This window comes from Moorena sp. SIO4G3, assembly GCF_010692305.1.
Classification (GTDB): domain Bacteria; phylum Cyanobacteriota; class Cyanobacteriia; order Cyanobacteriales; family Coleofasciculaceae; genus Moorena; species Moorena producens_A.
The window spans coordinates 1-19,287 of sequence record NZ_JAAHIG010000156.1; the positions used below are offsets into that span (position 1 = coordinate 1).

Annotated in this window: 22 protein-coding genes; 18 read left to right on the forward strand and 4 right to left on the reverse strand. The window is 44.2% G+C overall.

Annotation, left to right across the window (positions count from 1 at the left end; genetic code table 11):
- The 5 genes from F6J99_RS45680 to grxC all read left to right on the forward strand — a co-directional run.
- Nucleotides 1-112, forward strand: a 112-nt coding sequence (locus F6J99_RS45680; RefSeq protein WP_365974049.1) for a hypothetical protein, incomplete at its 5' end; no start/stop codon positions are given.
- 888 nt (nt 113-1,000) lie between these two features.
- Nucleotides 1,001-1,576 carry a DUF3727 domain-containing protein gene (locus F6J99_RS24190; protein WP_293054690.1) on the forward strand — a complete coding sequence of 192 codons (576 nt, stop codon included), beginning with the start codon at nt 1,001-1,003 and terminating at the stop codon, nt 1,574-1,576.
- A gap of 66 nt (nt 1,577-1,642) precedes the next feature.
- A complete protein-coding gene (mltG, locus tag F6J99_RS24195; RefSeq protein WP_070391774.1) occupies nt 1,643-2,722 on the forward strand; it encodes an endolytic transglycosylase MltG in 1,080 nt (359 codons plus the stop codon).
- Between the two features lie 466 nt (nt 2,723-3,188).
- A complete protein-coding gene (locus tag F6J99_RS24200) occupies nt 3,189-3,740 on the forward strand; it encodes a YqeG family HAD IIIA-type phosphatase (RefSeq protein WP_293116059.1) in 552 nt (183 codons plus the stop codon).
- Nucleotides 3,741-4,041: 301 nt separating this feature from the next.
- Nucleotides 4,042-4,305 (forward strand): glutaredoxin 3, encoded by a 264-nt coding sequence (grxC, locus tag F6J99_RS24205; RefSeq protein ID WP_293116093.1) that lies wholly within the window; start codon nt 4,042-4,044, stop codon nt 4,303-4,305.
- A gap of 125 nt (nt 4,306-4,430) precedes the next feature.
- Here grxC and F6J99_RS24210 read toward each other — a convergent pair whose 3' ends face one another.
- The gene (locus tag F6J99_RS24210; RefSeq protein ID WP_293116061.1) at nt 4,431-5,804 is read right to left on the reverse strand and encodes a transposase; all 1,374 of its coding nucleotides are present in this window, start codon (nt 5,802-5,804) and stop codon (nt 4,431-4,433) included.
- A gap of 69 nt (nt 5,805-5,873) precedes the next feature.
- Between F6J99_RS24210 and tnpA the strand changes: the two genes are divergently transcribed.
- The 4 genes from tnpA (at nt 5,874) to F6J99_RS24230 (ending at nt 9,591) form a co-directional block, all read left to right on the forward strand.
- Nucleotides 5,874-6,287, forward strand: coding sequence for an IS200/IS605 family transposase (tnpA, locus tag F6J99_RS24215; RefSeq protein ID WP_293116063.1), 414 nt, complete (start codon nt 5,874-5,876; stop codon nt 6,285-6,287).
- A gap of 634 nt (nt 6,288-6,921) precedes the next feature.
- Entirely contained in the window at nt 6,922-7,896 is a 975-nt protein-coding gene (gshB, locus tag F6J99_RS24220) for a glutathione synthase (RefSeq protein ID WP_293116065.1), read from the forward strand.
- A 69-nt stretch (nt 7,897-7,965) separates the two neighbouring features.
- On the forward strand, nt 7,966-8,433 hold the full coding sequence (locus F6J99_RS24225; RefSeq protein ID WP_293116067.1) for a DUF4870 domain-containing protein: 468 nt from the start codon (nt 7,966-7,968) through the stop codon (nt 8,431-8,433).
- Nucleotides 8,434-8,451: 18 nt separating this feature from the next.
- Nucleotides 8,452-9,591, forward strand: a complete 1,140-nt coding sequence (locus F6J99_RS24230) for a Gfo/Idh/MocA family oxidoreductase (protein WP_293116069.1) — start codon at nt 8,452-8,454, stop codon at nt 9,589-9,591.
- Here F6J99_RS24230 and F6J99_RS24235 read toward each other — a convergent pair.
- Complete coding sequence (locus F6J99_RS24235) at nt 9,588-9,734, reverse strand: hypothetical protein (RefSeq protein ID WP_293116071.1); 147 nt, start codon at nt 9,732-9,734, stop codon at nt 9,588-9,590. The genes F6J99_RS24230 and F6J99_RS24235 overlap by 4 nt on opposite strands.
- Nucleotides 9,735-10,068: 334 nt before the next feature.
- Here F6J99_RS24235 and F6J99_RS24240 point away from each other — a divergent pair, with 334 nt between their 5' ends.
- From F6J99_RS24240 to F6J99_RS24270, 7 genes are all read left to right on the forward strand, one after another.
- Nucleotides 10,069-10,743, forward strand: a complete 675-nt coding sequence (locus tag F6J99_RS24240; protein WP_293116095.1) for a DUF4230 domain-containing protein — start codon at nt 10,069-10,071, stop codon at nt 10,741-10,743.
- Nucleotides 10,744-10,951: 208 nt separating this feature from the next.
- Entirely contained in the window at nt 10,952-11,323 is a 372-nt protein-coding gene (locus F6J99_RS24245; protein ID WP_293116073.1) for a DUF2237 domain-containing protein, read from the forward strand.
- A 339-nt stretch (nt 11,324-11,662) separates the two neighbouring features.
- Nucleotides 11,663-12,541: an NAD(P)-dependent oxidoreductase gene (locus F6J99_RS24250; protein ID WP_293116075.1), complete on the forward strand. Its 879-nt coding sequence runs from the start codon at nt 11,663-11,665 to the stop codon at nt 12,539-12,541.
- Nucleotides 12,542-12,757: 216 nt separating this feature from the next.
- A complete protein-coding gene (locus tag F6J99_RS24255; RefSeq protein ID WP_293116077.1) occupies nt 12,758-14,245 on the forward strand; it encodes a GMC family oxidoreductase in 1,488 nt (495 codons plus the stop codon).
- Nucleotides 14,246-14,446: 201 nt separating this feature from the next.
- Nucleotides 14,447-15,043 (forward strand): IS607 family transposase, encoded by a 597-nt coding sequence (locus tag F6J99_RS24260; protein ID WP_293116079.1) that lies wholly within the window; start codon nt 14,447-14,449, stop codon nt 15,041-15,043.
- Between the two features lie 7 nt (nt 15,044-15,050).
- Complete coding sequence (locus F6J99_RS24265) at nt 15,051-16,148, forward strand: transposase (RefSeq protein WP_293116081.1); 1,098 nt, start codon at nt 15,051-15,053, stop codon at nt 16,146-16,148.
- A gap of 119 nt (nt 16,149-16,267) precedes the next feature.
- The gene (locus F6J99_RS24270; protein ID WP_293116083.1) at nt 16,268-16,855 is read left to right on the forward strand and encodes a hypothetical protein; all 588 of its coding nucleotides are present in this window, start codon (nt 16,268-16,270) and stop codon (nt 16,853-16,855) included.
- 436 nt (nt 16,856-17,291) lie between these two features.
- On the opposite strand, the gene F6J99_RS24275 is transcribed toward F6J99_RS24270, so the two are convergent.
- Nucleotides 17,292-17,495, reverse strand: coding sequence for a hypothetical protein (locus tag F6J99_RS24275; RefSeq protein WP_293116085.1), 204 nt, complete (start codon nt 17,493-17,495; stop codon nt 17,292-17,294).
- Nucleotides 17,496-17,718: 223 nt separating this feature from the next.
- On the opposite strand from F6J99_RS24275, the gene F6J99_RS24280 reads away from it, so the two are divergent.
- Nucleotides 17,719-18,171, forward strand: coding sequence for a DNA-binding protein (locus F6J99_RS24280; protein WP_293116087.1), 453 nt, complete (start codon nt 17,719-17,721; stop codon nt 18,169-18,171).
- Between the two features lie 111 nt (nt 18,172-18,282).
- Complete coding sequence (locus F6J99_RS24285; protein ID WP_293116089.1) at nt 18,283-18,870, forward strand: reverse transcriptase domain-containing protein; 588 nt, start codon at nt 18,283-18,285, stop codon at nt 18,868-18,870.
- A 184-nt stretch (nt 18,871-19,054) separates the two neighbouring features.
- Here the strand turns inward: F6J99_RS24285 and F6J99_RS24290 are convergent.
- On the reverse strand, nt 19,055-19,287 hold a 233-nt coding region (locus tag F6J99_RS24290; protein WP_293116091.1), incomplete at its 5' end, for a hypothetical protein.

Genomic DNA, 19,287 nt, shown 5'->3' on the forward strand with positions numbered 1-19,287 from the left:
TGGCCGGAAGGCGCGTATTTGGCTAAAGCTCAACAGCCTGGAAGATGTGGAGATGATCGAGCGGCTCTATGATGCCAGTATCGCTGGTGTTGATCAAGTAGCTTGCCCATAAGCTGATAGCTGATAGCACCTCAAGTAGCATATATAGTAGCGCATTAGCTGATAGCTTAATAGTTAGGGTTTGCTGAAAAAGTCAATAGGTATTGGATTGAGTCAGCGAGTGTGGAGTCAGCGAGTGTAGATAAATGGTAATTATATAGGAGGTAGTCGAAAGACAAGTCCCTTTATTTTTCTGCTCTTGTCTGCCCAAAAGCCTAAATTATTGAGATCGATTTGCTGGCCCTTTTAGAGACCCAAAAAGGCGAAAACCTTTATATGTAAATGCCCATGAGAGTTAATCAGCAAGCCCTAGTTACGACCGCTTTAGCAGTTTTCTTGTAGGTTTAGTAGAATTTATAACCCAATTCACGACGGCAATAACATAGGGGGTTGGTAGTGCTAATCATAGGCTCCCGTAGCGGCTCTGTTCGCGTAGCGTGGCCTTTGGCCTTAAGAGCATCATAACCCATGGCTCTAGAACCTTTTGGCTGAGCTGATTTCCTATAGCAACAAATTATAGTAATTATGTCAAGTTCGACTGATTAGTTATATTTATAGGTTGCTCACAACACTTTTTGATCACTGATTGACCGTAGGTCACCAGGGGCGCGTTCGGTATGATTAAAGAATGTGCAATTTTTGTACAGTCCATAGTTAACTAATGCTTATGAGCACAGAAAGCCTATGATTGGATAAAAAGTATAGACTAAATCATTCAAAGACAACTGCTGGAACTCTCGTCTTTGGTTTTGGTGCTATGCTGATCGGAAGCAGTCTAAACTCGAGCGTACTGTGGCGTACTGTCAAAGCTTACTGTCGCGTACTGTTAAAGCGTACTGTCAAAAGGGAGGTTGGATTTATTTCCACGACCACTTGACCAATAATAGACACATTAAGTGCCATGTTTTCATCTCAATCTCCCCAAGAAAATGGGGAATCTCCAAAAGGGGACATTACGCTGAAGGACGCTAACGGTAAAACTCTCGAATGTTACATTGAGCATTCCCTAGAGCTGGAGGGTTGTCAATACCTTCTGCTGTTACCTGTGGACTCACCCATAGAAATTGTGGCTTGGGATGATGATGAAGAAGACTTAGCTGATGCCTCTCTAGTTGAAGATGAAGCTGAGCTTGACTTGATATTCCCTGACGCCCAAGCGGTTCTAGCTGAGCAAAATCTTCAGCTCAAGCGCACCGCTTTTACCTTAACTGTTGCTGGTGAGTTGCCAACAGTTGAGGAAGACGACATTCTCACCCTGGAAATTGAAGAGGATGATGTTCCAATGGAAGCAGAGGAACTACAGGAGCTAGCGAGCTTTTATTACCAAGAACAAGAGTATGGAATCTATACTCCTGTAGAGCCACTGCTGTTTTTTGCTCGCTCGAACCAATCTGGTCAACCAGAGTTACTGTCTACACAGGAAATTAAACAAGTTCAGCCATTGCTCGAAGAACTGCTATTCGATGATCTCGAGTAGAAGACAAGAACTCGGCTTGACCCCTTAAACGATTCAGGGGAAACTAGTGTTTTGGTGTATAAGAGTATGAAAACGCTCAAAAGCATCTCCAATAGATTTTTTTATTTCGTTCTGTTGCCAACCACCCTTGGTCTTTGTGCATGGCAGGGTTGGGAGTGGTGGAGTTGGGTGGTATCCCCACCCGTTAAAGCACAATCTTCCGAAGATGTCGCTCGAAGCCTCGTAAAAATTGAGATTCCCCCAGGAACCCCAGGTCAGCAAATAGGCAGAGATCTGGAAGCTTCTGGTTTAATTCGCTCAGCCGATGCTTGGAAACTCTGGACTCATTGGCGGCAGCTGCTAGACCGAGATGGTGAGTTTAAAGCTGGAACTTACGAACTATCACCAACTCAACCCCTGACCAAAATCGCAGAAACGATTTGGAAAGGGAAGGTGATGCAGCTGTCTTTCACCATACCGGAAGGGTGGTCGATTCAGCAAATGGCGGATTATTTTGAATCCCTAGGATTTTTCTCGGCTGATGACTTTATCGCTGCTAGTAGCAAAATCCCCTGGAATAAGTACCCTTGGTTGCCCAGTGAGCTCCCTCATCTAGAAGGTTATTTATACCCAGATACCTATAAGTTACCCAGTGATGGCATCTCGCCACAAGCAGTCATCCAACAAATGCTTAATCGATTTGAACAGGTAGCCTTACCAGTATACGAAAAAGGTCAGTACAAAACCCAGCTTAGTATCAATGATTGGGTAACATTAGGGAGCATTGTCGAGAAGGAAGCAGTAGTTGCTGAAGAACGCGATCGCATTGCTGGTGTCTTTACTGAACGGTTGCGGCGAGGGATGAGATTAGAAACGGATCCCACCGTTGAATATGGATTGGGGATTCGACAAACTGCTGATCAGCCCCTGACCTACAAGCAAGTGCGGCAACCCTCCCCTTACAATACCTATCTCAACCCAGGATTACCGCCGACCCCGATTGCCAGTCCTGGCATAGGGAGTTTGAAAGCAACCCTTGATCCCGAAGACACCGAATACTTGTTTTTCGTGGCTCGTTACGATGGCACTCATGTTTTTAGCAAAACCCTAACAGAACATGAAGCCGCTAAAAATGCCATCCGTAGAGAACGGCGAGCCAAACAATAAACCACAACAATCAGGGTTAGTAAAAGCTAATCGAAAATGTCGCAGAGTCTACCAAAAACTCTTATTATTTGTTAGACTTAAATTAAGGTAACACCGACAGGGATTATTATGTAACTTAAATTAAAGCCGAAAACCAAGGGTTTAATCGTTGCGCTCTCTATTTCGGTGTTATAACTTTTTTGACATTTTTATGGCGCTCCCAGGATATTCCGTCAGAGAAGCGCGGAGATACCCCCTAGCTGAGAAATCAGCTGGCATTGGCGGGCTAGGATCTGCCTTTGTAGATTCTGGTAGCTAAAAAGTATCGGATCAAAGAAGCTTTACAATATTGGTTCAATAGAACTGAATCACTTAACCGTTGCCCGCTGCCATCATCAGGCTGAGCGGGCTTAATGCATTGACAATTGACGGGTAAGCATCAAAAATCAACAGAGTTACCAACCTTAAATTTATCAGTTAATTACATATGTCTTGGGTCTCAAAGTTACAACCTGACTTAATCCTTGGTGGCTCCATCTTAGACCTGACACCAGATATTATCCAGCAATATCAGCTCTCAGGTCTAGTGTTGGATGTTGACCAGACTTTAATACCAGTGACCAAATCCCGTGTTTCTCGGGAAATTGAACGGTGGGTAGAGCAAACTAGAGCGATGGTTTCCCTGTGGCTGGTCAGTAATAACCTCAGTGAACATCGCATTAGGCGTATTGCTTCCTCCCTAGATTTGCCTTACATATATGGAGCTCGCAAACCTTCGCGACGCAAGCTGAAAATAGCTGTAGATGCTATGAACCTACCTATAGACCAAGTGGCCATGGTAGGCGATCGCTTATTCACTGATGTCTTAGCGGGGAATCGACTGGGAATGTTCACCATTCTTGTAGAGCCCATACGAGACCAAGCTATGAGTAAGTCTTTATACCCAATGCGTGATTTTGAAGTGTGGTTCTCTCAAGCCTTAGGGGTTTCCTTGACCACCATGCAACAAAACTTCAACAAACCTGACAAATCCAAATAAACTGAAATATAAAGAAAATATTATAAAAATTACTAAACCAAAATTTGTCTGACACAATAGTTAACAGTTGGAAAGAGGGTCAGCTTATATAAAGACCCTACATATGACCAACCTTTTAAATGGGGTCAGCTTATATAAAGACCCTAGATATAACAAACGCTTATAACTAATAGACAGCCCAGCCTTGAGGTAATCAAAAGCTGGGCTGTCTATGATTTGGCATTACGTTACTGAGCTGGTGCGCCAAGCTAAACCCCACGTTAAAATTCAAGAAACATTACTTAATACTCTAACGCCAAGCATGAGCGCAAACGTTGAAATCTACACCTGGAGCACTTGCCCCTTCTGTATCCGTGCTAAAGGTCTACTAAACAAGAAGGGAGTTGAATTTACTGAATACTGTATTGATGGTGATAACCAGGCACGGGAGAAGATGGCTCAACGGGCAAATGGAGCACGCTCTTTACCACAGATTTTTATTAATGACCAGCATATCGGTGGCTGTGATGACCTTCACACTCTGGAATTTCAGGGTCAGTTAGACAATCTGCTCAAGGTAAGCTAACCACTAGGTGAGTAACCATCTAGTTTTTGGAAAGCACAACGGAAAAGAACACCCCACGACTAGATAACTATCACTACACGGTTGACATCTCCCCCGGCTAAAGCACGGGGGATTCTATAAGGTTGTTACGCGGGAGGGTAAACCCGTCCCGCTCCACTCTTATATCGATATGATGTAGACAAACCACTGAATAAATCATATCGGTGTGGGACTGCCAAAGATCCCCTAGACACCTTGGCCATATTAAATGGCTGTGTGCTTACCTTTCTTAGAATGTTGGCAGCGCCGTTAGAGTCGGCGTTGATCAACTTTCCTGAAGCCGTTTGGTACAAACCACGTCTAACTCGTTTACCTGATGGAATCCATCCGCTGGGTTTTTCACCATATGTTGGTAATGAATCCCCGTCCAAGAAGGACGCTTTACTTGTGTAAGACTCTTCGGTAACTATTAACTTGATTCCGTGTTCTAGGCATAATTGTTTTAGTCTTTCTATAAGTTTTTTGGTTGGGATGGGGACAAACTTCTGGTTCCCTTTTCTCCCCATATTGGAACAATTCTTTTGATCTTCGTTCCAACCTATTACAATATTTCCAATCCCGTCTTTCAAACAGCGATTAATGATGAAACGAGCAGCTTTATTCACTGCATCCCGCATCTGGTTGTTTCGTTTTAGTTGAATTCGGTCTAAAGTAGAATCCCAGTATTTTTCTGGTTTACCAGTTTTATGCTTGGCAACTAGTCGGGCATACCCCTGATTCATGGCTTTGAGTTTTTTGCCATCAATAATAAAGCTTTTTCCTAGGGTAGACACACAAGTCAACCAGTTATCGCCTCCGTGATCTATGCCCAAAGCGTGAGAGTAATCTAGTTCGGGATTAGTTTCAATTGGTGACTTTCCGTCATCTATTACCCAGTCAATCCACAACTGACCATAACAGGGGCGGATTGTTACCTCTTTGACCCAGTCAGAGTCTATGAACTCTGGGGGACTTAACGTAATTTCCGTCAGAAGTTCTGGTTTACTCTCTTTGCTTACAGAAGGGTAGAACAATCCTTGCTTGTAAGTGAGAGCTTGTCTGGGAAATGTGACAGCAGCAAACCCTCCTGATTTGCGGTATCGAGGGAATCTTGGTCTGTCCACTTCTCTTTTGTAATACAAACCCACCAGTTGGTTATAGCTTTTGATCGCTTCACCTACTGTCTTGAGAGTTTGCTGAGCGGACTGAGCTGCCATTGCCTTGTAATGAGGTGACATCTTCAAGGCTTTGTCAATCTCTGGATATTTAGTGGTACATTTGTAAGTTTTCCACCCAATTCTTAATTCATCTCCACGCCAGTAGGTGGTGTAAGCCTCTTGTTCTTTCAACCAATCGTAATGTTTTTGTTTAGCATAATAAATCGCACAATTAAACAAGCTGTTGGCTTGCTGGCAAAGAAATTCCCAAAATGCTCTTTCTTCGTCTGAAAACGTTGCTTTAACTGGGATCGTCTTGTACAAGTTGCATCACCTCCTTGTTTACAATTATCATTGCTACTACAGCCGCAGTCAACAAAATTCCGAAAAAAAATGGCAAAATTATCTAGCAAAGATTATGAGTACCGCCGTACAGAGGGGTCGGTATCTTCAATAAACTATCATTTTGTCTTTGTCCCAAAACGTCGAAAGCCTGTGCTAGTAGAACACGTAGCTCGACGGCTTCAAGAAATAATCTTTGATCTAGTCTCCGAACATGGCTGGAAACTAATTGCATTAGAAATAATGCCAGACCACGTCCATATGTTTGTAAACGCACCGACCCATGAATCTCCTGCTGAGATAGCTCGATGGGTGAAAGGTCGAGCTTCACATCACTTACGGAAAGAATTTCCTAATCTCAAGAAACTGCCTTCATTGTGGACTCCAACCTATTTTGTGGCGTCAACAGGTCAAGTCAGCACGGAGGTGGTCAAAAAATATATAGAGAGTCAGAAAGGAAAATAGCCAGGATACGACGGGGTTAACCCCGTCTCTCTTTTTCATCCCCGGTCATTAGACGCGGGGTTCTCAAATTTCAGGACGTTTTGATAGGATCCTAAAGGTGATAATCTCATCCGGTTTATATAGCGTTGATCCCACTTATGAGTAAGGATCCCCCCTAACCCCCCGCGCGGAAGCAGGGCTGTTTCATTCTCGCCAAAAATAGATGGGGAGATGGGGAGATGGGGAGAAAAGGAGCGCGAATAGTCGGGATTTTGGCCAAATTTATCTAACCATACTCAAAAGCCGAATCACCAATTGTTAGTCATTTCAGTTGATTGAACCAGACTAATTCGCCAGATTTGAAGGGCATTATTGGGGGATTTTTCGGTAAATTTGGCGGTATTTCCCTATCCCCCTATCCCCCTATCTCCCTATCTCCCCAAATCGTTAACTTATTAAACTTTGAAACAGCCCTGCCTTAATAAGGGGGGGACATGATTCCCTTAAGGCTTTATTTATTATTGCCTTTTGCCTTTTGTCTTAATCTGCCTTAATCCCTGTTACCGATTCCCCATTCAAGATCTTGAACAGTATGTTACCGAATCAAATAAGATTGCTGTAGCATAGGGGAATTGGCTGACAGGGGAATTCAACAGTGAAATTTGCGTTTATAATAGACCCTCTCCCGAAACTTGATCCCGGTCATGATACTAGTGTGGCACTGATGGAAGCCGCACAGGAATTAGGTCATGAGGTTTGGGTCACTCAGGCTCAACAATTGAGTGTTATTAAGGGTCAGGCTTGGGGACTTCTACAACCTGTGCAACTAACTCCAGCCAAACTCGATGACGGGCATTGGGTCGTCAGTGAGCAGTGGTACCAGACTGGTAAGGCTCTGTTGAAACCTCTAGAGGAGATGGATGCTGTCTGGATGCGGACAGACCCGCCGGTTACCATACCTTACCTTTATGCGACCTATATCTTGGACTACATTAATCCAGATAAAACCTTGGTGATTAATTCACCAACTGGCATCAGGACAGCTAACGAAAAAATGTATGCCCTCCAGTTTCAGGAGGTGATTCCACAGACTATTGTCAGTCAGGAGAAATCGGTGATTCGGCAATTCGTTGAGGAAAAAGAGGCAGCAGTACTTAAACCTCTAGGAGGGAAAGCTGGTGAGGGCATTATATTTCTACAGGCAAGCGATCGCAATTTTAACTCCTTGGTGGAAATTAGCACTAAACAGGGTAGTGAGCCAGTGATGGTTCAGGCTTATCTGCCTGCTGCCAAAGATGGAGATAAACGGATTATCCTCTTGAATGGTGAACCGATTGGAGCAGTAAATCGCATTCCCACAGGTAAGGAATTTCGGGGTAACATGGCTGTGGGTGGTCGAGTAGGGGCTACGGAAATTACTCCCCGAGAGGAAAAAATTTGTGCCCTGCTCAAGCCAAAACTGCAGCAAGATGGCTTATATTTTGTAGGCATAGACGTTATCGGCGGCTACCTGACCGAAGTTAATGTCACCAGTCCTACTGGCATCCGGGAAATTGACCGCTTAGATGGTACTCATCTGGCTAAAAAGGTAATTATCTGGGTTGAGGCAGTGAAAAACAACGGCGGTTAAACAATAGGATTGGGTAACCAGACTGCTGAGTAAAGTCATCGGATGTAATGTCGGTTTTGGGTCAGTTTTATGGATCAAATAACAGTGCCACGGAACGATAGGGAAGCTCGAATCTGGGGGATGCTGTGTCATCTATCCTCCCTGCTATGGATTCCCCTATTGATTATGGGTCTACCTATCCCTTTGGCTAACCTGGCAGGCCCGTTGATGATCTGGTTAAACAAGAGAAATAAATACCGCTTTGTAAAGGTTCACGGTAAAGAATCTATTAATTTTCAAATCTCGATTACCCTTTACGCTACCATTATCCTGACCATATTTACGGCCTTTGCCTGGGCGTTTTTCATCCTGATTGGTGGAATAAAGGGTTTTGACCGTAACTCTTGGTTGGAGCTGTTTAAGCTCATAGAATTCTGGCTATGGTGTCTAGCTAGTATCCTGGGAATCATTGATTCGCTGCTGGTGACTATGGCTTCAATCTCTGCTCAATATGGTAGGGTTTACCGTTACCCGTTTACCCTGCGATTTTTACGATAAGTTACGAGAAAGTCTATAATGGCTGAGTTTTCTGCAACAGGTGCAACTGAACAGCTACCAACAATTGGTGTAGCGGTAGTGGGAACTGGATTTGGACAAAAAATCCACATCCCTGGCTTTAAAGCTCATTCCCGGACGGAAGTGGTGGCTGTCTATCACCGAGACCCGGATCAGGCCAATGCGTACGCAAACCAATATGATATTCCCCATGGATGCGATCGCTTAGAAGATATCCTAGCTTTACCGGAAGTAGAAGCGGTTAGCATCTGTACTCCCCCGTTTCTCCACTACGAAATGGCGAAAATGGTTCTAGAAGCAGGGAAACATCTGCTACTAGAGAAACCCATGACCTTAACGGCAGCCGAAACCCAGGAGCTTTACCAACTCGCTACAGAAAAGGGTGTTGTCGCTATACCTGATTTTGAATTCCGCTTTATCCCCTCATGGCAGCTATTAGCGGAATATCTCGAAAAAGACTATGTCGGTAAAAAGCGTCTGATTAAAATTGACTGGTTAGTCTCTAGCCGAGCTAATCCCGAACGCCCCTGGAACTGGTATGCTCAAAAGGATAAGGGGGGCGGAGCACTAGGCGCAGTAGGCTCTCATGCTTTTGATTATATTCATTGGCTATTTGGACCAGTACAGCGGTTGTGTGCTCAACTGAGTACCGCAATTCCAGCGCGACCAGACCCCAATGCTAGCAATTTACTTAAGCCAGTAGATGCTGATGACACCTGTCTGTTATTACTGGAATTGGCAGATGGTACCCCTTGTCAGCTCAGTATTAGTTCCGTAACCTATCAAGGGCGAGGTCACTTTGTAGAGGTTTATGGCGATCGCGGTACCTTAGTTTTAGGCAGTAACAATCTCAAAGACTACGTTCATGGATTTCGTCTGTGGGCAGCGACCGCAGGTCAATCCCTGATGGAAGTAGAAATTCCCCAGCGACTAGCATTTGCTGAAACCTATCTCGATGGTCGTTTAGCCCCATTTGTCCGGGTGGTTGACCATTGGGTGCAAGCCATTGACAATGGTAGCGTTACCACACTATCTCTCAAAGAAGGAGTGTACTCCCAAATGTTAATGGATTTAACCCATGAGTCCCATGAAACCAGGCGTTGGGTTGAGGTAGATAAGCACAAGTCTAGCAGTTTTTAATTAGGTGAGGTACAAAATTTTGAGGTGCGACCCGTGGCGAATTTAATTCGCCAACGGAAAGCGCACCTAAGGGTTTTAGGGAACAGGGAACAGGGAACAGGGAACAGGGAACAGGGAACAGAGAAAAAAATTGTATACCTCATTAGGCTATAAAAAACTATATATCGCCTAAAACTACTTCTATAGCTTTGATATTTTGATAATAGATTTTTTACGCTAAATAGAATTTTTTTGTTATAGCGTTTTTCGCAGTTAAGAGGTACAGTCTTCTTTGACGTTGATTACCTTTATTGATGCAGCGTATCGCTATTCCCTATTACCTATTACCTATTACCTATTCCCTGTTCCCTGTTCCCTTTGGTATAGCATAGATTGGGAATAAATAACTGTTAATAATTAAAAACAAAAATGAAAAGTCAGCATCAAAAGAATCAGTTACTCAGCATTATCTCTAGTATACCTAGAGGGTTGATTTTGATGAGCACAGGGGGCATGATACTCACGACCCTAATTTTAGGAGTGGTGATGTGGCGCACTAGCTCCCGGTTGTTTGAACAAGTTAATGGTCTATTCGACTTATCACAATTAAACTTATCACAGCCAGAACCAGAGGTGGATGTGAGAAACGTTGTGGTTAATAAAGTTCGTAACGTTAGTGAATTGACCACTGCTGTCTTTAGCATGGAGGCGGTGGTCCCAACTCGTCAAGATAGAAACTTAGGACAATATCGCTTAGCGTCAACGACATTACTCTACATTGCTTATGGGGAAGTGCGAGCTGGGGTTGATTTAGGGAAATTAAGCGTGGATGATGTCAAAGTCAGCAATGACTCGATCGAAGTCCAGTTACCAGCGCCCCAATTACTGGATAGCAAGATTGATGTTACCCGTTCCCAGGTCTACGACTACAACCGAGGATTTTTGGGTCTTGGACCTGATGTTGCCCCTCAATTACAGATGCTAGCTCAACAGCAAACCCTCCGGAAAATTCAGGCTACTGCTTGTCAGCAAGGTGTGCTAGAGCAAGCTAATCAAAGGGCGCAATTAGTGGTGACTAATTTATTAATGACAGCTGGTTATAAAACGGTAGAGGTAAAGCTTCAACCTTCATCACCATCAATGTGTATGACAGCTTCGTCTCTAGCATCTTAGTATAGTGTTTGGTAAGTAGTCAGCAGTCAGCGGTCAGCGGTCAGCTAAAAATAACATTCGTTACCGTAGCGTGGCACAGGCTTCTAGCCTGTGACCTAACTAAAGCAGTTTCCTCAGCTTAAATGGATGCTTACCTATTTTATTCAAAAGCTGATAGCTGATAGCTGATAGCAAAGTAATTGGCGTAATTAAACTAGTTTATTATATCATGAACAATGCCAAAAACGTCCTTGGCGGAACCCTAAAGGTGTGCTGCACATTTCCCATGACGGGATTTTTTCGGAACGGAAAATGTGACACAGGACCATCTGACGTTGGTTTACATATCGTTTGTGCAGAAATGACGGAAGAGTTCCTATCTTTTACTCAGTTAAGGGGGAATGATTTGAGTACACCATCCCCAGTCTATGGTTTTCCTGGTCTTAAACCTGGAGATCAATGGTGTTTGTGTCTCAGTCGTTGGAAGGAGGCGCTGGATGCTGGGGTTGCGCCACCGGTGATTTTGTCAGCAACCCATGAAGCAGCCCTTGATTACATTCCGTTGGAAGTATTTAAGGAACACGCTGTTATGAACGGCTAATCGTTGATATAGCCGTTTTCAATTAGGTAAGGTATACATGTTTTTAGGGAGCAGGGAGTAGGGAGTAGGGAGCAGAGAATAGTTAGGTAGGGTGCGTTAGGGACGGGCGAGCTCTCATTTTATCGGTAGCCAGTGTTAGGAAAGTCCGTCCCGTAACGCACCAATGGGTCAAACAGCTTTTAGGAGATGCACCCAATTGAAAGTCTTGGGAAAAGCCCATCTAAGCTGACTGCTGACCGCTGACTGCTGTCAGCTTATTCAATGGGCACTTAAGGAAATCAAAAGATAGAACAGTAACAAGGATATCTATTTTTTTCCCTTACTAACCCTATAATTTTGATGAGAAAAAAACTCTTAGTGACAGGAGCTAGCGGTTTCCTTGGATGGAACCTTTGCCAGCTCGCCAAAGAAAAATGGGATGTTTATGGCACCTATTTTTCCCAGACGATAGATATTCCAGGAATAACCTTGGTAAAGGTTGACTTGAGAGAATTTCAGGAGATAAAGGATCTGTTTGCTGAGATTCAACCAGCAGGAGTAATTCATACCGCAGCTAACTCTAAACCTAATTTTTGTCAGACCCATCGAGAAGAATCATACTCGATTAATGTTACAGCTTCTATCAATATTGCTCGACTAAGTGCAGATTATGATATCCCTTGTGTGTTTACCTCTACTGACTTGGTCTTCGATGGTTTAAACCCTCCTTATCTGGAAACTGATCCGGTATCGCCCATTAGCTATTACGGTGAGCAAAAAGTTATGGCAGAAGAAGGGATGCGATCGCATTATCCTAAAGTCGCGATTTGCCGGATGCCCTTAATGTTTGGCATCACTCCCCCTACTGCCAGTAGCTTTATCCAACCCTTTCTCAAAATCCTCAGAGAAGGGCGACCATTGAGCTTATTTACCGATGAAATTAGAACCCCTGTCAGTGGCACAACAGCAGCGAAGGGACTTTTATTAGCGCTAGAGAAAGTCCAAGGTCTAGTTAATCTGGGCGGAAAAGAAAGGATCTCACGCTATGACTTTGGTTGCCTGATGGCTGAGGTATTTGAACTTTCCCAAGATAATTTAGGACGCTGTCTACAAAAGGATGTACCGATGGCTGCTCCTAGATCTCCCGATACCTCATTGGATAGTTCATTAGCATTTAGTTTGGGATATCAACCGTTATCAGTGCGGGAGGAATTGGAAGAGTTAAGGGGAAAAGTCTAATTCTTTAAGTGGTCAGCGGTCAGCGGTCAGCGGTCAGTGGTCAGTGGTCAGTGGTCAGCTTTCAGGTTATTTTATTCAAAAGCACCTTAAGTAACTTGGGCGTAGCCCATAAGCTGTTGGCGTAGCGTGCGCGTAGCCCATAAGCTGATAGCTGATAGCTGATAGCTTAATTTTTACCGCAAAACTAATTAGCATATTCTACTGGGAGCAGTCAAGATGGCAGAAGCAAATTCGATGTATGACTACATTGTCATTGGTGGAGGTTCTGCGGGAAGCATAGTAGCTTCAAAGCTTGCTGCTTCTGACTCAAATGCACAAATTCTGCTGATCGAAGCTGGAAAGCTCCTACTCAATCCCAAGATGTACGACCCAAGTGATTGGTTTGAAGTCCTACAAGAACATCCGGAGATTGATTGGGGTTACCAGTCAGTACCTCAAAAAAATTTAAACAACCGTGTGGTCATGCTGCCGCAAGCAAAAGCCCTAGGTGGGTGTGCATTACATAATGCCACGGTCTATGTCAGAGGTGGACGCTCTGACTTTGATGAGTGGGGTAAAGTAGCACCCGGTTGGTCATGGAATGATGTACTACCGCACTTTGAAAGTGTAGAGCAGATCATCAAGGTTTTGGTGGCAACGACAGATCATTTCAATTTCATTAACGATTTATTCGCTGCTGCTAAGGAGTACGGTTTACCTGAAAATATTAATTATAATACCAGCGAGAGTCAATATGGATACGCTCCATTTCAGTTCAACAATATTAAAACACTTTCAAAGCTTTTTCGTGAAACCACATTTAACACTTTCTTACCAGCGGTTCATACAAATGTAACTGTAATCGCTGAAGCTTTGGTAACCAAGATCCGATTTAATAATACCAAAACAATTGGTGTTGAATATGTTCAGAAGAACGAAAAATACTTTGCAGGGGTGCGACATGAGGTTGTGCTGAGTGCTGGTGCGATTGCTAGTCCAAAAATATTGATGCTTTCAGGCATTGGCGACGAAACTGAGTTGGCGAAATTTGATATTCCAGTAGTTGTGAATGTTCCAGAAGTAGGGAAGAACTTACATGACGATCTTTTCGTTAGTGCCGGATTTTCTATTCCCGAAGATAAAGATTTACCAGTGTATTCCTATAGCCTAGCTCCAGCTGTGATTTTCGGCTCTACGGAAAATAGTAGTTCAGTTGTTGATATAGAGTGTTCAGTGGGAGTGGGAACACTCAAAGGTTTCCCTGGTCCAAAAAATTCTTTTTGGTTATGGCCAAATGTCATGCACTTGAAGAGTAAGGGAACTATTACGCTGCGTTCAAGTTCTCCTGATCAAGCTCCTCTTGTTGACCCAAAATATCTGACCGTGCCAGGAGATCTCCAGTCATGTATAACAGCGCTTCAGTTAGGTATCGATATTGGCAATCAATCAAGCTTGGGGCAATGGCGGGAAAAGCAAATTGCTCCAGAACCGGGAACAGATTTAGAGAGTTACATCAGAGAAACAGCCAATACCACACAGCACTATTGCGGAACTTGCAGAATGGGGATTGATCAGAGTTCTGTGGTGGATACAGAACTTAAAGTTCGAGGAGTATCAGGTCTGCGTGTGATTGATGCTTCTGTCTTCCCATTACCCATAACTGCAAACACAGCAGCAGCAACCATGATGATTGCTGATAAGGGAGCTGATATTATAATCCGGTAGCTGACCACTGACCGCTGTTCGCGTAGCGTGCGCGTAGCGCTTAAGCTTAAGGAGTAATTTCCCTACCGTTAGTGCGGTAGTTACCACGAAACAAAACAAATCTCTTACAAGTCAATAGTCATAAGTAAAGAGGTAAGCAAACAGTAACTCAAAATCTAACAATACTTGGCAGTCTTTACCAAAATTTGCTAGATTTTATTTATGGCACTAATACCCATTCGTAAGGCGGTCGAACTTACGGGACTATCTCCAAACACACTGAGGAAGTACGCGGATAATGGCACTATCAGATGCGAAAGGACACCAGGCGGAACTAGACTCTTTGACTCAGCAGATCTTCTCCGTTTTGGAAAAGCTAGGAAGTCTAGTAGATCCAACCACTACACAATCTGCTATTGCCGAGTCAGCAGTAGTAAACAGCGAGACGACCTTGCTCGCCAAGTCGCCTATCTCCACTCCCTCTTCCCTGAAGCCGAAATCATCAAAGACATTGGTTCCGGCCTCAACTACAAAAGGAAAGGACTTAGAGCCATACTGGAGCGAGTTGTCTGCGGAGATAAGCTCACGATTGTTGTTGCCTGTAGAGACCGACTCACCCGGTTTGGGTTTGAACTCATTGAGTATTTGGTCGGCCTCAACGGTGGAAAAATCTTGGTTCTCGACCAGCCTGAGAGCTGTCCAGAAGCCGAGCTTACCGCAGATCTTCTCTCCATCATTCACGTCTTCTCCTGCCGGGTTCACGGCCTCAGAAAATACGGTCAAAAAATCAAAGAAGATCAGACTGTTCCTAAACCCTGAACAGCGATTGGCCGTAGGCCACGCTACGCGAACGCTTGTCCGTAAGTGGTTTGGAGTATCCCGTTACGTTTTTAATAAAACAGTCAAAATACTTCAGGGCGGTGAAGTTAAAGCCAACTGGAAAGCAATAAAGACTGGCATACTCAACGACCTCCCCGAATGGTGCAAAGAAGTCCCCTATCAAATTAAATCGATAGCGATCAAGGACGCTTGCACCGCAGTTCGGGAGGCGAAAAAGAAATACAAAAAAACATCACAGATCAATCGGGCAAGATTTCGATCAAGGAAGAATCCTGTTCAGTCTTGCTACATCCCTAAATCAGCAGTATCAAAGACAGGAATCTATCACACAAAGTTAGGACAACTAACTTACACTGAAGTCTTGCCCGAAGATATTTGTGATTGCAGATTAACAAGTCGAAACGGAAAATATTATATTACAGTCCCCCACCAGGTCGCTTTATCGCATACCGAAAACCAAGGTAGGGTAGTAGCTATAGACCCAGGGGTAAGGACTTTTATTACTTTTTTCAGCGAAACGTCAGTAGGAAAGATTGGGCAAGGAGACTTCTCTCGTATCCAACGTCTTTGTCAATATCTAGATAACTTGTTTTCCAATATTAGTAAGGCAAAAGCTGGGCAAAAACGTCGAATGAGGAAAGCCGCTAGGCGTATTATTGTGAAGATTCAAAATCTAATTAACGAGCTTCACCATAAGACAGCCAGGTTTTTAGTAGATAATTTCGATGTAATTCTGCTACCTACTTTCGAGACCTCTCAGATGTCCCGAAAGCGGAACAGAAAGATTAGATCCAAGACCGTCCGCAATTTACTTACTTTTTCTCACTACCGGTTTAAAGAATTCCTAAAGCATAAAGCCCAGGAAACCGGAAAGCTAGTACTAGATGTTTGCGAAGCCTACACTAGCAAGACTGTTAGCTGGACTGGTGAACTACTTAACATTGGTGGTAGTAAGACTATTACATCAAAAGTTGATGGTCGATCTATGGATAGAGACATCAACGGCGCGCGGGGGATATTCCTCCGCGCCTTGGGAGATACCCCCTGGCTGCAAAAACAGCTTGCATTAGTGAGCCAAGATTAGCCTTTGGCAGATTTTGGTAGCTAAAAAGTATCGGCAAACACCAGCAATTGCTCTTGATGCTGCTGGTAAGTTCTCTACCTTGGCGTATGGGTACACCTTCAACTAATAAAGGGAATCAGATGAAAAACTTGCGTGCAATCACCCCATCCTCTTATATTATTGCTGCCTGTGCATTAACAGGGATTCTATCCTTTAGTGCAGTAACTAGCCAAGCTGGTCAAAGTAAGTTCTTACCATCAGGTAACTCTACCGCAACTGCTCAGGTTGAATTAGTAGACAATCAAGACCTACTGGCAGCAGTACCGATTCCCAGCAGTGAATTACCACCAGCCCTAGAGAAGAATACCGTATTTCGTGCGATCGCAAGCGGTGGTTTCTTTGGTCAAACCGTTGAAACCCGTCTGCTCAACAATGGACAAGTGATTCAGCAGTACATACGGATAAATGGGAATAGCACTCCCACCGAGATTGCTCGCATTTCCCCTCAAGATGTCAAAGGCTTTGAAGAGTTTCTCAACAAAGAGGTAGACTTTGGTCAGTTTGATCAGCTCAGTTACCCTGCTCCTATTGGTGCTGCTGATTACATCAGTGTTACTCTGAGCAGCAATGCTGGTACGACACGTTATGCCGATATTGGTAGTAATCAGCTCCCGGAAGCATTGCAGCAAGTGATTCAGAATTGGGAAACAATCGTAAGTAGTAAGTGAGGTGTCAGTGGTCAGCTGTGGAACAGGCTTCGAGCCTGTGAGCATACTCCTCAAGTAGGGTGGAACAGGCTTCGAGCCTGTGAGCATACTCCTCAAGTAGGGTGGAACAGGCTTCGAGCCTGTGAGCATACTCCTCAAGTAGGGTGGAACAGGCTTCGAGCCTGTGAGCATACTCCTCAAGTAGGGTGGAACAGGCTTCGAGCCTGTGAGCATACTCCTCAAGTAGGGTGGAACAGGCTTCGAGCCTGTGAGCATACTCCTCAAGTAGGGTGGAACAGGCTTCGAGCCTGTGAGCATACTCCTCAAGTAGAGTGGAACAGGCTTCGAGCCTGTGAGCATACTCCTCAAGTAGAGTGGAACAGGCTTCCAGCCTGTGACCTAACCCATAAGCTGATAACTGATCACTGATAACTGAAAGCTGATCGCTAATTACTCCCTACTCCGTCTCCTCAGATCCTTCCTCTATATCCTGCCCAATATCAAATACAATAATAAATTTCCCATCAGGCATTAGCCGCTTCAGAGCCTGCATGTGACCTTCTGCATCCGATCGATTGCGGAAACGACCAACAAGTACTCGTTGCATCATGGGCAATAAGCGAACCACCGCCCATGGATATAGGCGTTGAGAGTACGTCATAATAATAAGTTATCTCCTTAACTGGGGGACGAGAGCCAGCCTTTCCTGTGAACTTCTTGAGGCTGGCTCTTACCGTGGGCGCTAAAACGTTCCACGGTAATTTTATTATAACAAAAATAATCTTATATTATAACAGATTTTGAAAAGTTTTGTTACAAGCTTTTATTGCCAATTTTCTTTTCATCCTATATACTAGTAGTATCGGAATAGTTAAAAAGACTCCATGAACAAGTGCGTTGGAACTACCGAAGCGGCATCTCTATTAGGAATTTCTTCTCGACGATTGCGCCAACTCCTAGAGAAGGGTCGCGTTCGGGGTGCCTATAAAACCGGGAAATTCTGGATTATTCCTCTGTTCAACCATTTGCCACAAATTACCAAAGGGTCTCGTGGACCGAAGGGAAAATGGCGCACTAGTCGTCCACCGGCTTTAGCGAAGATTAATGTCAACCGTAATCACATTGGCTCGAATATCAAGAAAAGTCCCAAAGACCGGAAGCCAGTGATTTCAGTAAAACGAAGTGGTAACAATCTCTACGGCAACGAAGTGGAAATCCTTGGGCCAAGTAAGATTGTCTATAATCCCGATCATCCACTCGATTGTGGCGCTCGTTTGTGGATTGAAACTTTTAGTGATATTCACTTTGTTGGTGGTAGTTTTCCTGCTAGTCGCTGAGGGGGTCAACGCTTTGGGACTATTCAAAAGCAGGTCGCACCTATCTATATGCGATCGCATCGGGCATGAAAATTCACGTGCAAGCTTTGAAGGTCCACGATTATTAAATGTTTGTTATGGGGTTATTTACGTCGCTTTGTTTCCGATGGCGGTGTTTACTTAGATATTACAAAGGGCATCTCCTTAGGATGCCCTCTTTCTCCACTAATTGGAGCGTTATTCCTGAAACCATTGGATGACCGGATGGCTCAGCTTGGTTGTTTCTATGTCAGATTCATGGATGATTGGGTAATTCTGGCTCCGACACGCTGGAAGTTGCGCAAAGCCATCAAAGCCACTAACCAGGTGATGAATGAGTTAAAGGTTCTCAAGCATCCCGAAAAGACCTTTATTGGTCGCATCGCCAGTGGCTTTGATTTTCTGGGTTATTGGTTTTCGACCTCGGGTTTAGGAATTGCTCGGAAGACCGTGGAAAGGATGGTTGAAAATGTGGCTCGGCTTTATGAGCACGGTGCGCCGATTGAGCGCATTGAGGCATATTTTCAACGCTGGTGGCGATGGGTGAAAGGTGGGATATCTGTGAAATTGCTCCGTGTCTTTCCATCAAGTGAAACCCAACTGGAAATCGGTTTGACTAGACCCCCTGGTTCAAGGGTAGGGGGTCATGGTCAGCTCACCGATGAGTGCACGAAAGCTTAGATAGTGAGGGGGGCGGATTTTCTCCCTTTTATCGGTCTGCCAAGTTTTTTTGGGCGAGGGGGGTTTTACTTAATTGCTGTCCTTTCCCACCATATTCCATGAGCTTGTGCCGGTAATGCGTTACACGCTATTACACATTTTTTCGTCCGGTTTTATCCTTGGTCAATTGTTCTACCTACCCCGATCATTTTTGAAGCTTTGACATGAACTTTTCTCTATACCTCTCATTACTTTCAAACTTACCAGGCACGTAGGCGCCCACTCGCACCTTTCCAAATACTGATATATAATTAACTTCATTTGGTGGAGATATATCCTTTTTAACCTTATACGTTTGGCCTTTTGAAACCTTCGCTAATAAATAGTCTTCTGGGTTCCTCATTTTTACAAACGGTATATCTGAATATAAAATACTGA

Excerpts from the sequence above, each read along its gene's own strand:
- F6J99_RS24275 (WP_293116085.1), bottom strand. The coding sequence starts at position 17,495 with ATGACGTACTCTCAACGCCTATATCCATGGGCGGTGGTTCGCTTATTG.
- F6J99_RS24235 (WP_293116071.1), bottom strand. The coding sequence starts at position 9,734 with ATGAGGTATACAATTTTTTTCTCTGTTCCCTGTTCCCTGTTCCCTGTT.
- F6J99_RS24190 (WP_293054690.1), top strand. The coding sequence starts at position 1,001 with ATGTTTTCATCTCAATCTCCCCAAGAAAATGGGGAATCTCCAAAAGGG.
- F6J99_RS24255 (WP_293116077.1), top strand. The coding sequence starts at position 12,758 with ATGGCAGAAGCAAATTCGATGTATGACTACATTGTCATTGGTGGAGGT.
- F6J99_RS24260 (WP_293116079.1), top strand. The coding sequence starts at position 14,447 with ATGGCACTAATACCCATTCGTAAGGCGGTCGAACTTACGGGACTATCT.
- tnpA (WP_293116063.1), top strand. The coding sequence starts at position 5,874 with ATGGCAAAATTATCTAGCAAAGATTATGAGTACCGCCGTACAGAGGGG.
- mltG (WP_070391774.1), top strand. The coding sequence starts at position 1,643 with ATGAAAACGCTCAAAAGCATCTCCAATAGATTTTTTTATTTCGTTCTG.
- F6J99_RS24250 (WP_293116075.1), top strand. The coding sequence starts at position 11,663 with ATGAGAAAAAAACTCTTAGTGACAGGAGCTAGCGGTTTCCTTGGATGG.
- F6J99_RS24225 (WP_293116067.1), top strand. The coding sequence starts at position 7,966 with ATGGATCAAATAACAGTGCCACGGAACGATAGGGAAGCTCGAATCTGG.
- grxC (WP_293116093.1), top strand. The coding sequence starts at position 4,042 with ATGAGCGCAAACGTTGAAATCTACACCTGGAGCACTTGCCCCTTCTGT.
- F6J99_RS24240 (WP_293116095.1), top strand. The coding sequence starts at position 10,069 with ATGAGCACAGGGGGCATGATACTCACGACCCTAATTTTAGGAGTGGTG.
- F6J99_RS24200 (WP_293116059.1), top strand. The coding sequence starts at position 3,189 with ATGTCTTGGGTCTCAAAGTTACAACCTGACTTAATCCTTGGTGGCTCC.
- F6J99_RS24280 (WP_293116087.1), top strand. The coding sequence starts at position 17,719 with ATGAACAAGTGCGTTGGAACTACCGAAGCGGCATCTCTATTAGGAATT.
- F6J99_RS24270 (WP_293116083.1), top strand. The coding sequence starts at position 16,268 with ATGAAAAACTTGCGTGCAATCACCCCATCCTCTTATATTATTGCTGCC.
- F6J99_RS24245 (WP_293116073.1), top strand. The coding sequence starts at position 10,952 with ATGAACAATGCCAAAAACGTCCTTGGCGGAACCCTAAAGGTGTGCTGC.
- F6J99_RS24230 (WP_293116069.1), top strand. The coding sequence starts at position 8,452 with ATGGCTGAGTTTTCTGCAACAGGTGCAACTGAACAGCTACCAACAATT.